Genomic DNA, 12,154 nt, shown 5'->3' with positions numbered 1-12,154 from the left:
CAAAACACCCAACATACGTTCCTTTATTGTAACGGAAAGGCTGTAAAAAAGAAAATAAAAGAAGCTACCAAATGGTAGCTTCTTTATTTTAGAAGTGTTTAGAAACTAATTCTACTAACGCTTCTTTCGGTTTATATCCTAACGCTTGATCAACTACTTTACCGTCTTTTAATACGAAAAGAGCTGGAATACTCATTACTTCGAATTGACGAGCAGTTTCTTGGTTTTCATCAACGTCCACTTTTACTACTTTTACTTTCTCGCCTAACTCTGAATCGATTTCCTCTAATACAGGAGCGATCATTTTACAAGGTCCGCACCAAGGCGCCCAGAAATCTAATAATACAACACCTTCGCTAGTTTCAGCTGCGAAGCTTTGGTCATTTGCATTTATAATTGCCATTTTATTTCCTCCTTCAAGTATATTCTACCAAGAGTATATCATTAACTTTTATACGTGGCGAATATTATGTATCGTTATGTATTGTAACAAAAAAATGTTCCTTTATACTATATAAAAATATGGATGAAATACTAAAAAGATGAGAGACAGGGGATCTCTCACCTTTTTCTATATATAGGGGTACTTCACTTGGAACTCAAGGGTACTCAAATCATGAATGTACTTTTAACTTTTTAAACTCTTCTGTTAAAAGAGGTAATACTTCAAATAGATCACCGACAATACCATAGTCAGCTACTTTGAAGATACTAGCTTCTGGATCTTTATTAATCGCAACAATTATTTTTGAATTAGACATACCAGCTAAATGCTGAATCGCACCAGAAATTCCGCATGCAATGTATAGGTCTGGTGTAACAACTTTACCTGTTTGACCAATTTGTAATGAATAATCACAGTACTCAGCATCACAAGCACCACGAGATGCTCCAACAGCGCCGCCTAGTACGTCAGCTAATTCTTTTAACGGTTTAAATCCTTCTTCACTCTTCACACCGCGTCCGCCAGCGATAATAACTTTCGCTTCAGAAAGATCAACACCTTCTGCAGTTTTACGGACAACATCTTGAATGATTGTACGTAGATCTTTCACATCAACTGTAATAGAAGACACATCACCGATGCGAGATTCATCTTTTTCAAGAGTTGCGATATTATTTGGACGCACTGTCGCAAATAATATACCATCTGTTACAATCTTCTTCTCAAATGCTTTACCAGAATAGATTGGACGAGTAAAGATAACATTGCCACCTTCAATTTCTAAAGCAGTTACGTCAGAAATTAAACCAGCTTCAAGCTTCGCTGCTAATTTTGGTGATAAATCTTTACCAAGTGCTGTATGTCCAAATACAATGCTTTCTGGATTTTCTTCAGCATATACAGCTAAAAACGCTTGTGCATAGCCATCAGATGTATATGATTTTAATTTATCATTTTCAACTGTCACAACGCGATCTGCACCGTAATGAATCAATTCATTTGCAAAAGAGGCAACGCTGTCTCCAACTAGAAGACCTACCACTTCACCGCCTTCTGCAATTGTTTTTGCTGCTGCTACCGCTTCAAACGAAACGTTACGTAGCGATCCATCACGAACTTCACCCATTACTAATACTTTACGAGCCATAGATTTTCCCTCCTGCATATATAATTTCGTATTTTATTAGATTACTTTCGCTTCTGTATGGAGCAACGATACAAGCTCTTTTACTTGATCTTGCAGCTCGCCTTGTAACACTTTTCCTGCATCTTTCTTAGGAGGCAAATAGATTTCAATTGTTTTTGTTTTTGCTTCCACATCATCTTCTTCTAAATCTAAATCATCTAATTCTACTTCTTCTAGTGGCTTTTTCTTCGCTTTCATAATACCTGGAAGCGATGGATAACGCGGTTCGTTTAAACCTTGTTGCGCTGTTACTAAAACTGGTAGCGATGTTTCAATTACTTCTGTATCCCCTTCAACATCACGCTCAACCTTCACATTTGTACCATCAATTTCAAGCTTCGTAATCGTCGTTACGTATGGGATATTTAACGCTTCTGCTACTCGTGGACCAACTTGTCCAGATGCACCGTCAATCGCAACGTTCCCGCCTAAAATTAAATCTATTTCTTTATCTTTTAAATATTCAGCAAGTACTTTTGCTGTTGTAAATTGGTCACCATTCTCAACATCATCTTCAATGTTAATTAGTACCGCTTTATCGCAGCCCATCGCTAATGCTGTGCGAAGTTCTTTTTCACTATCCTCGCCACCAACTGTTATAACAGTAACTTCTCCACCTTGTGCATCTCTTACTTGAATCGCTTCTTCAATCGCATATTCATCGTAAGGGTTGATGATGAATTCCGCTTCGCCATCGTAAATTGCACCGTTTTTAATTACGATTTTTTCTTCTGTATCAAATGTTCGTTTCATGAGTACGTAGATGTTCATTCCATTTACCCCCTTATTTTTCAGAAAGATTCTATCAATTTTAAAATTCTGTTAATTTTTATTAAAAAATAATTGGATTACCTACCACTAAATGAAGGCTTACGTTTTTCTAAAAACGCTGCTACGCCTTCCCTTCCATCTTCACTCGTAAATACTTCACCAAAAATCTGTGATTCACGCTGTACACCTTCATAATAATGAGACGATTTTGTCGTTTGTAATAACTCTAGCACAGCACGAGTTGTTGCTGGGCTTTTTCCAGCAATCTGTTTTGCAATTTTAAGCGTATCTTCTAAAATAGATTCTTCAGAAAACACTCCGTTAACAAGTCCCCATTGTAATGCTTCTGCACCAGTAATTGGTGTACTTGTTAACATCATTTCACAAGCTTTCGCTTTACCAACATAACGTGGTAAGCGCTGTGTACCTGCAAAACCAGGAATTAATCCAAGTGTTAATTCAGGTAAACCAAGCTTTGTACTTTCAGTTACAAAGCGCATGTGGCAAGACATAGCAAACTCCAGGCCGCCGCCAAGTGCCGCTCCATGAATTGCCGCAATAACTGGTTTTGAGCATTTTTCAACACGCTCAAACGTAACTTGTCCAAGCTGTGCTAACTCTGTTGCTTGCTTCGCTTCAGTAACAGATGTAAATTCTTTAATATCTGCCCCCGCTGAGAAGAAGCGTCCTTCACCATGTAGAACAACAACACGAATGTTATCATCCTTTTCCACTTGATCGATTAATTCAGTAACGTCATGCATAACTTGTGAAGACATCGCATTAGCTGGAGCATGATTTAACGTCGCCACCGCGATATGATCTTCAACTTTTACAGATAGGAATTTCAACATGATCCCTCCCATTATTTACGATAACCACAAGCTGCAATAAGTAGCCCATGTACCGTTTTTGAAAGTGCGACCAGATCATACTTATGATCGCTCATTACCCAATTGGTCACAACTTCATCTACTGTTCCAAAGATCATTTGTCTTGCCACGCGAACATTTAAATCCGCCTGAAATTCACCTTGCTTTATACCTGTCTCTAAAATCTCATCCATAACTTGTAAGTAGCCTTTTAATACTTCATTTATTTTAAGGCGCAAGTCTTGATTGGACTGCCTTAGTTCTAATTGCGTAACGATAGCAAGAGGATCATTTTGTGACAACAGCAAGAAGTGCGTTTCTACCAACATGAATAACTTCGCTACAGCGCTTTCAATTCCTGCTATTTTTTGACGAATTGTTTCAACAAATTCTCCCATCTTCTCTTGGAATAAGGATATTAATATATCTTCTTTATTTTTAAAATATAAATAAATCGTGCCATCAGCTACCCCAGCTTGCTTTGCAATTTTAGAAACTTGCGCTTGATGGTATCCATTCTCCGCAATCACAATGACTGCTGCATCAATAATTTGATTGTATTTCGGTCTATTTTTCTTCACTTTACTGTCCCCTTCAAGAAGATGACTGAATGAATAGTCATTCATATTCTTATAATACTGACTATTTAGAAAAGTGTCAATCCTATTTTTTCAAAAAGAAAGGGCCTTAGCCCGTTTGCTCATCTTCATTCTTTCTCTTCTCTTCATCTATTAGGACGCGGCGTAAAATTTTCCCGACTGTCGTCTTTGGCAACTCACTTCTAAACTCATATACTTTCGGGACTTTGTAAGCTGCTAAATATTTACGTGCAAACTGATCTAATTCTTCTTCAGAACATTCGGCGCCTTCTTTCAAAACAACAAACGCTTTTACAGTTTCCCCTCGATACGGATCAGGAACACCGATTGTTACTACTTCTTGCACCTTTTCGTGTTCATATAACACTTCTTCTACTTCACGAGGATATACGTTAAAACCACTAGCAACGATCATATCTTTCTTACGATCTTTCACATAGAAAAAGCCATCCTCATCCATGTATCCTACATCACCTGTATGGAGCCAGCCATCTTGCAGTACAGCTGCCGTTTCTTCTGGCTTATTCCAATACCCTTTCATAATTTGTGGGCCCTTTACAACAATTTCACCAATTTCACCTGGAGGTAATGACTCTCCTGTTTCAAGTGACATGATGATTGCCTCTGTATCCGGCCACGGTACCCCAATACTTCCCGGCACACGCTTTTCCCACAAAAAATTCCCATGTGTAACTGGTGATGACTCCGTTAATCCATAACCTTCTACTAATTTACCACCTGTAACTCTCTCAAACTCCTCCTGCACTTCTACAGGAAGCGGTGCAGAACCACTAATACAAGCCTGAATTGAAGAAATATCATATTCTTTTAAAAGAGGACTATTTAATAGAGCAATATAAATGGTTGGTGCTCCTGGAAATAGTGTAACTTTATGTTTCTTAATTGCTTCAAAAACCATTTTCATATCAAACTTCGGAATAAGCACCATTTTATATCCTTGCATAATACTTAAATTCATTACAGCTGTCATCCCGTACACATGAAAAAACGGAAGAACACCAAGAATTACCTCTTCTCCTTCTTTACAATTATATAACCAATGCGCTCCCATTAAAGTGTTCGAAACCAGATTTTTATGCGTTAACATAACCCCTTTTGGAAACCCTGTCGTTCCCCCTGTATACTGCAAAAGGGCTAGATCATTTTCAGGATCACATGGAACTTCAACATTAGTACTACTTTCCCTTTCTACCGATTTCCAAAGATGAATCGTTTCGCTTTCCGACACATTCACAACAAGATTTGCCTGCTTTTTTTGTACAAATGGATAAAGTAAATTTTTAGGAAATGGTAAAAAATCTGCAATACGGGTTACGATAATGTGCTCAAGCTTTGTTGCAGTTTGAACGTTAGTAACTCTCGGAAACACTAAATCAAGGCACAGAATAACTTTTGCCCCTGAGTCATGAAGTTGGTACTCAAGCTCTCTTTCTGTATAAAGAGGATTCGTTTGTACGACAATCCCTCCCGCAAGCAAAGTACCATAATAACCAATTACAGATTGCGGACAATTCGGTAGCATAATCGCAACTCTATCGCCTTTTTCAATACCAAGCCTTTGAAGGTAATTCGCAAATTTCTTTACCTTGTCATGGAAATCTGAAAATGTAACATCTTTACCTAAAAAGTGAAGCGCTTTCTTTTCTGGATAACGAGCAGCCATTTTCTCTAAATATCCATGAAGTGGCTGAATATCATAAGAAATTGTCCCTGGAATTTCATCTGGATAACTCTGCAGCCAAGGTTTTTCCACTCTCATTCCCCCTTCCAATACTTGTGAAAATAAATGAATGTTCATTCATGATGGTTGTTTTCATTATATTATAGTCATAACAGCGTTACAATCATAATATTCTGACTTTTATATAACTATGCTTTACTTCATTAACTTCTTATTATATGTATAAACTCTCTTAATTTTAAAAGAATAAGAGAGTTCACGTTACTTAGCTTAATCTTATAATCGTTAAAACTGCACCAGGTGTAGTCGTTGATAATGTTGCAACAGCTAACAATCCAAACAACTGCAAACTAATTGCACTCCCCGCCGCAAGAGTCGTAATAATTGTTGCACTAAATGATGTCGTTGCTAATGCAGGGGAATTGATAGTCCCAGCAAGCGGTGCCCCATTAATTGTAATTCGCGAACTGACTAATAATGAAGCCGTTATATTAATTGTATATGAAATATAATAATTCCCTGCATTTGCAGCCGTAAATACTGTGTTCCCTTCAGACACTGTAATTCCTGGACCGATATTCTGATTATTTGGAAGCGGGACATTCGTTCCACCAAGAAGCACCGATATTGCCGCACCCGACGTATTATTCGCAAACGCATATGTTGCTGTTATACTTGTGCCAGTTGCTCCTGTTGCCCCTGTTTCTCCCGTTATTCCTGTCGCTCCCGTTACTCCCGTTGCTCCCGTTGGGCCTGTTACTCCCGTTGCTCCTGTTACTCCCGTTGCTCCTGTTACTCCCGTTGCTCCCGTTGCTCCCGTTGGACCTGTTGGACCTGTTGCTCCCGTTGCTCCCGTTGGACCTGTTGGACCTGTTGCTCCCGTTGCTCCCGTTGGACCTGTTGGACCTGTTGCTCCCGTTGCTCCCGTTGGACCTGTTGGACCTGTTGCTCCCGTTGCTCCCGTTGGACCTGTTGGACCTGTTGCTCCCGTTGCTCCCGTTGGACCTGTTGGACCTGTTGGACCTGTTGGACCTGTTGGACCGAGCTTAGGAACTGTCCCATCGCAACTAAAACAGCATGAATCAACATGTACACCATTTTGATTATTACACCCACAATATCCATTTGTATTATTACTCCATAAAGACATGTTGACCCCTCCTTCGTGTTCAATCTTTTAAGTACAGCCAACGAATTAAAAAATATCTTTCTAATAAAAAATTAGTTTTTATTTTCCTTATCAACTATCCGCTCTGGAATAAACCTTTTATAAACAAAGTTTTTTTCCTTACATTCTAATAAGTATTACATGCAATACGCTCTCCTTTCGCTTGTACTTTCGCCTTCCTCATTAAACGAATTTCCTCTTCTTCAATCTTAATGCGTACATGCATTTCAATAAGATATATATAAATCTATATAAATCCATATAAAACATTATTACCCGTCTAAATTTTAAAAATATATTGACACTTAAAATATCCTCATAGTATGATTTCGGTGTTGTAATTGATAACGATTTTCAATATCGTTCGTTGCAAATAAAATAATTTGTTTGGGGGCAGAAGATGAAGAAAATTTTTAGTATTTTCATGGTAATTCTTCTATTCGTTGTCGGATGTGGACAACAGAAAGAGGAGAAAAAAGAAACAAAAGCGGACAATAAAAATCAAGCTATAACAATTAAACATGCTGAAGGGGAAACAAAGTTAGATAAACCAGCGAAAAAAGTTGTTGTACTTGAGTGGGTATATTCAGAAGACTTATTAGCACTTGGTGTTCAGCCAGTAGGGATGGCAGACATTAAGAATTATAATAAATGGGTAAATACAGAAACAAAACCGAGTAAAGATGTTGTAGATGTAGGAACACGTCAACAACCGAATTTAGAAGAAATTAGCCGCCTAAAACCAGATTTAATTATCACTGCGTCATTCCGTGGTAAAGCAATTAAAAATGAATTAGAACAAATTGCACCAACAGTTATGTTTGATCCATCAACAAGCAATAACGATCACTTTGCAGAAATGACAGAAACATTTAAACAAATTGCAAAAGCTGTTGGAAAAGAAGAAGAAGGTAAAAAAGTATTAGCTGATATGGATAAAACATTTGCTGATGCAAAAGCAAAAATTGAAAAAGCAGGCTTAAAAGATAAAAACATCGCAATGGCACAAGCATTTACAGCTAAAAATGTGCCAACATTCCGTATTCTAACTGACAATTCTACAGCTTTACAAGTTACAAAAAAATTAGGTTTAACAAATACTTTTGAAGCAGGAAAATCCGAGCCAGACGGTCTCAAACAAACAACTGTAGAATCATTACAAAGTGTACAAGATTCAAATTTCATTTACATTGTAGCTGATGAAGATAACGTTTTTGATACTCAACTAAAAGGTAACCCTGCTTGGGAAGAGTTAAAGTTCAAAAAAGAAAACAAAATGTATAAATTAAAAGGCGACACTTGGATTTTCGGTGGTCCTGAATCTGCAAAATCTTTAGCGAAACAAGTAGCAGATGTAATGACAGCGAAGAAGTGATGAAACGATGAATAGCTTACAACATACACTTCGAGCAAGTCTTGTATTCGGAGGAGGAGCAGCTCTCTTGCTCCTCCTTTTCTTTATTCATATCGGACAAGGACAAGCAAACATTTCCTATAGTATGATTATCGACGCTCTTATCTCACCGAACCAATCTCTAGAGCATCAAACTTTAATCATGCTTCGATTGCCTAGAGCTGTAATCGCCATTTTAGCTGGGGGAGCTCTTGCTGCATCCGGAGTAATTTTACAAACTTTAACGAAAAACCCTCTTGCTGAAGCAAGTACAATGGGAATTCACTCTGGAGCATATTTCTTTTTAGTAACAGCTACTATTTTTTTACCGAAAGGTTTACAAATTAATTCACTTCTTTTCACATTTATCGGTGGCGCAATTACAGCTTTATTTGTATACCGTATTTCTGGCGGAAAAAAAGGCACTCCACTTCGTATGGCTTTAGCTGGTATGGTCGTTACATTAATGCTTTCAGCTTTTACTGGAACGATGCAACTTTTCTATGAAAATGAAACAGCTGGTTTATTTTTATGGGGGGCTGGGTCTCTTATTCAAAATAACTGGAACGGTGTTCAATTCGCATTTCCATTCATTATTTTTTCTTTCCTAGTTTTACTATTCATGTCACGTAAGCTTAATATCCTCTTACTCGGTGATGATGTAGCTGTTTCACTTGGAGAGAAAACCGCAGTAACACGGTTTATTGCATTCATCGCTGCAATCTTTTTAACAGCAGTAATTGTAACTGTTGTTGGACCGATTGGGTTTGTCGGCTTAGTTGCACCACACTTAATGCGGCTTATTGGTTATCGTCAACACTTTACTCTCCTTCTCTCCTCATTCTTATGGGGAGCAATATTATTACTAGGAGCAGATGTTGTCGGTAGATTAATAGATCCAACTGGCGCAGAATTACCTGTCGGGGCAGTTACAGCAATGATTGGATCACCTTGGCTTATTTATTTAGTGTATCGCATGATGAAATCGAAACAATATATGAATGATAATGGAGCTAATGCAGCTGGAGCTAGTTCTCGCTATTACTCTTATAAAAAGGTAATCATTATATCTATCGTACTTTGTATTGTGACGATTTCTCTTGGCGTTGCAATCGGTAGCAACTCTTATATCGAAAGTATAACCAATGCCATAACAGGACAATTAACACAATTTGATAAAAATATGATGATGAATCTTCGTTTACCAAGAATGCTCGTTGCCTCTATTGCTGGAGCATGTCTTGCGATAAGCGGACTTGTTTTCCAAGGCATATTACGAAATCCACTGGCTGATCCATCTATTATCGGAATTTCGTCTGGAGCAGGTGTAGGTGCTTTAACCATTATGTATGTCTTCCCTGCACTTCCTGGTTTCTACCTACCAATTGGTGCATTTATTGGTGGACTATTTGCAGTTGGAATTGTCCTTTTCTTCTCATGGAAATCAGGATTTAGTCCAACAGCTCTTGCTTTAATAGGGATTGGGATTTCAGCACTTGGCTCAGCAATTATTCAAATCTTTATCGTTAAAGCAAATTTGAACGTTGCTGCTGCTTTAACATGGTTGTCAGGCAGTACGTATGCAAGAGGATGGAATCACTTAGAAAATATTATTCTATACCCATCACTCATTCTCGTACCGATTATATTTTTCTTAATGAAACAACTCGACGTCCTTGTGCTTGGCGATGATTTAGCAACCGGACTCGGGCAACCAGTAAATAAAACGCGTCTTGCTCTAATTGTATTAGCGACACTACTTGCATCAGTCAATATCGCTGCTGTCGGTACTATCGCCTTTTTAGGCCTTGTTGCACCACACTTAGCGCGAATCGTTGTTGGCATGAATCATCAAAGACTATTCGTCTGTTCAGCACTGTTTGGAGCAATACTTCTTTCCATTGCTGACTTACTCGGACGAACAATTGCATATCCGAAAGAAATTCCTTCCGGGCTTGTTGTTGCTGTACTTGGAGCTCCGTATTTCTTATGGTTGATGAGGAAGAGCGGGAAGAAGGTTAATTAAAAGGAAGGCTTCTTGTATGGGAAGCCTTCTTTTTTATCATTCATTTTCATAGATCAACAGGAAACTAACTATTTTTCACGAATTTAACCCATGAACATAAATAGGGGGGATAACTATGTACCAAACAATTGAAGGCTTTTTACAATCATGGGAATACGAGGCTGAATCCACTCAGAAAATGCTCGATGCATTAACAGATGAATCTTTGTCACAAGAAATTGCACCTGAACACTGGACGTTAGGAAGAGTTGCTTGGCATATCGTTACTGCAATTCCTATTATGCTATCTGGCACAGGACTTAAGTTTGAAGGAGAAACGAAAGATTATCCTGTACCAACTTCAGCAAAAACAATTGCAGATCGGTATCGCAAAGTGAATACAGCTTTTGTTGAAGCACTTCAAAGCGAATGGACTGATAAAGACTTAGCTACTATTAATGACTTCTTTGGTCGCCCTATGCCGAATTCTATATTTTTAATGACACTCATTAATCATCAAAATCACCACCGCGGGCAGATGACTGTTTTAATGCGTCAAGCTGGATTAAAAGTCCCTGGCGTATACGGTCCTTCCAAAGAAGAATGGGCTGCAGCTGGAATGGAAGCTCCTAAAATGTAATGACAGAAAAAGACAAGGTGTCCTATTTAAATAGACTAAACTAAGAAGAGGATATTATGTTCAATATATGAGCATATATCCTCTTTTTTTATACATATTTGATTAGTTATACAGATATTGAAAATATAGTTAAATATGTATATAATATTCCGAAAAATTTGTATACTTTAAGTGGCGGACGTAGCCCATAGCGGGAGGCGTAGTGAGGTCTTTAGACCGATCGTTAATATTTTTTAGGGGTGAAGTACTATGAGGGTACAAGAGGTTCTCATAGAGAATAACAACAAAAGATACATATTACTGGATCAAGAAGGATTCCCTGTAATGCCAGTTATGAAATATATAAAGTATTTAGATAAGACAGGAAAAAGGCCTAATACTCAAAAAGCATATTGTTATTCCTTAAAACATTTTTATACCTACTTAAAAGAAACAAATAAAGATTACAAGTTTATTAGATTAGAAGATTTAGTTGACTTTATAGGATGGTTAAGAAGCCCCTATCAGGGTTCAAATGTCACTCCTTTTCAACAAAGGAAAGCAAAGCGAACGGAAAAAACAATTAACCATACAATTACCGTTATAGCAAACTTCTATGACTACCTCTACCGAAATGAAGAAGTACAAAATGACATGATGGAGAAGTTAATGAAGCAAGTATTTACAGGAGGACACTCGCGTTACAAAAGTTTCTTACATCATGTTAATAAGGACAAGCCATCAATCAGAAATATATTGAAGTTAAAAGAACCACGCAAAAGAGTAGAAACACTCACAAAAGAACAAGTACAAAAAGTATTACAAGCAACTACTAATATACGAGATAAGTTCTTAATTCAATTGTTATTTGAAACGGGATTGCGTATTGGGGAAGCTCTCTCTCTTTTCATGGAGGATTTTGTTTATGACCATCAAAAAGGTCATCGGATTCGTTTGGTAGATAGAGGAGAATTAGAAAACGGTGCTATGTTAAAAACAGGAGAACGTGAAATTTATGTATCACCATCCTTAATGGATTTATATGATGATTACTTATATGAAGTCCTTGATGAATTAGAATTGGATTCAAACTTTGTTTTTGTAAAGCTGAGAGGAAAAGATGTGGGAAAACCAATGGAATATTGGAACGTTGAGTCTCTATTTAAGCGTTTAAAAAAGAAAACAGAGATAAGCCTACATCCTCACCTATTTCGTCATACACACGCTACAATGTTCTACCAGAAAACAAAGGATATTAAGCAAGTACAAGAACGATTAGGACATTCTCAAATTCAAACAACGATGAATCTATACTTACATCCTTCGGATGAAGATATTCGAGAAGATTGGAATAAAGCACAATCCGAATTTAACCTAAAGAAAAAAAACTGAAA

The 12,154-nt window shown here is 37.6% G+C and carries 11 protein-coding genes; 4 read left to right on the top strand and 7 right to left on the bottom strand.

The genetic code is table 11. The features are described 5' to 3' along the window. Positions 1 to 88: 88 nt before the first annotated feature. The 7 genes from trxA to CQZ94_RS03650 form a co-directional block, all read right to left on the bottom strand. On the bottom strand, positions 89 to 403 hold the full coding sequence (gene trxA, locus CQZ94_RS03680) for a thioredoxin (protein WP_000974757.1): 315 nt from the start codon (positions 401 to 403) through the stop codon (positions 89 to 91). Positions 404 to 614: 211 nt separating this feature from the next. Then, positions 615 to 1,592, bottom strand: a complete 978-nt coding sequence (gene etfA, locus CQZ94_RS03675; protein ID WP_105584335.1) for an electron transfer flavoprotein subunit alpha — start codon at positions 1,590 to 1,592, stop codon at positions 615 to 617. A gap of 36 nt (positions 1,593 to 1,628) precedes the next feature. Continuing rightward, a complete protein-coding gene (gene etfB, locus CQZ94_RS03670; protein ID WP_105584334.1) occupies positions 1,629 to 2,402 on the bottom strand; it encodes an electron transfer flavoprotein subunit beta in 774 nt (257 codons plus the stop codon). Positions 2,403 to 2,479: 77 nt separating this feature from the next. Beyond that, positions 2,480 to 3,256 (bottom strand): enoyl-CoA hydratase, encoded by a 777-nt coding sequence (locus tag CQZ94_RS03665; RefSeq protein ID WP_002088868.1) that lies wholly within the window; start codon positions 3,254 to 3,256, stop codon positions 2,480 to 2,482. Positions 3,257 to 3,267: 11 nt separating this feature from the next. After that, positions 3,268 to 3,855 (bottom strand): fatty acid metabolism transcriptional regulator FadR, encoded by a 588-nt coding sequence (locus CQZ94_RS03660; protein ID WP_087945806.1) that lies wholly within the window; start codon positions 3,853 to 3,855, stop codon positions 3,268 to 3,270. A 106-nt stretch (positions 3,856 to 3,961) separates the two neighbouring features. Beyond that, positions 3,962 to 5,647 carry a long-chain-fatty-acid--CoA ligase gene (locus tag CQZ94_RS03655; RefSeq protein WP_142395741.1) on the bottom strand — a complete coding sequence of 562 codons (1,686 nt, stop codon included), beginning with the start codon at positions 5,645 to 5,647 and terminating at the stop codon, positions 3,962 to 3,964. Between the two features lie 193 nt (positions 5,648 to 5,840). Then, a complete protein-coding gene (locus CQZ94_RS03650; protein WP_105584332.1) occupies positions 5,841 to 6,725 on the bottom strand; it encodes a BclA C-terminal domain-containing protein in 885 nt (294 codons plus the stop codon). Positions 6,726 to 7,143: 418 nt separating this feature from the next. Between CQZ94_RS03650 and CQZ94_RS03645 the strand changes: the two genes are divergently transcribed. The 4 genes from CQZ94_RS03645 (at position 7,144) to CQZ94_RS03630 (ending at position 12,152) form a co-directional block, all read left to right on the top strand. Continuing rightward, positions 7,144 to 8,118: an ABC transporter substrate-binding protein gene (locus CQZ94_RS03645; protein ID WP_105584331.1), complete on the top strand. Its 975-nt coding sequence runs from the start codon at positions 7,144 to 7,146 to the stop codon at positions 8,116 to 8,118. A 7-nt stretch (positions 8,119 to 8,125) separates the two neighbouring features. Next, a complete protein-coding gene (gene fhuB, locus CQZ94_RS03640; RefSeq protein ID WP_105584330.1) occupies positions 8,126 to 10,162 on the top strand; it encodes a Fe(3+)-hydroxamate ABC transporter permease FhuB in 2,037 nt (678 codons plus the stop codon). A 115-nt stretch (positions 10,163 to 10,277) separates the two neighbouring features. Continuing rightward, positions 10,278 to 10,781 (top strand): DinB family protein, encoded by a 504-nt coding sequence (locus tag CQZ94_RS03635; RefSeq protein WP_105584329.1) that lies wholly within the window; start codon positions 10,278 to 10,280, stop codon positions 10,779 to 10,781. A 249-nt stretch (positions 10,782 to 11,030) separates the two neighbouring features. Beyond that, on the top strand, positions 11,031 to 12,152 hold the full coding sequence (locus CQZ94_RS03630) for a tyrosine-type recombinase/integrase (protein ID WP_070168160.1): 1,122 nt from the start codon (positions 11,031 to 11,033) through the stop codon (positions 12,150 to 12,152). The last annotated feature ends 2 nt before the right edge of the window (positions 12,153 to 12,154 follow it).

Source organism: Bacillus sp. MYb209 (genome assembly GCF_002975175.1).
In the GTDB taxonomy this organism is placed as follows: Bacteria; Bacillota; Bacilli; order Bacillales; family Bacillaceae_G; genus Bacillus_A.
Note: the sequence above shows the minus strand (reverse complement) of the source record. Positions and strands in the feature narration are given on the sequence as shown.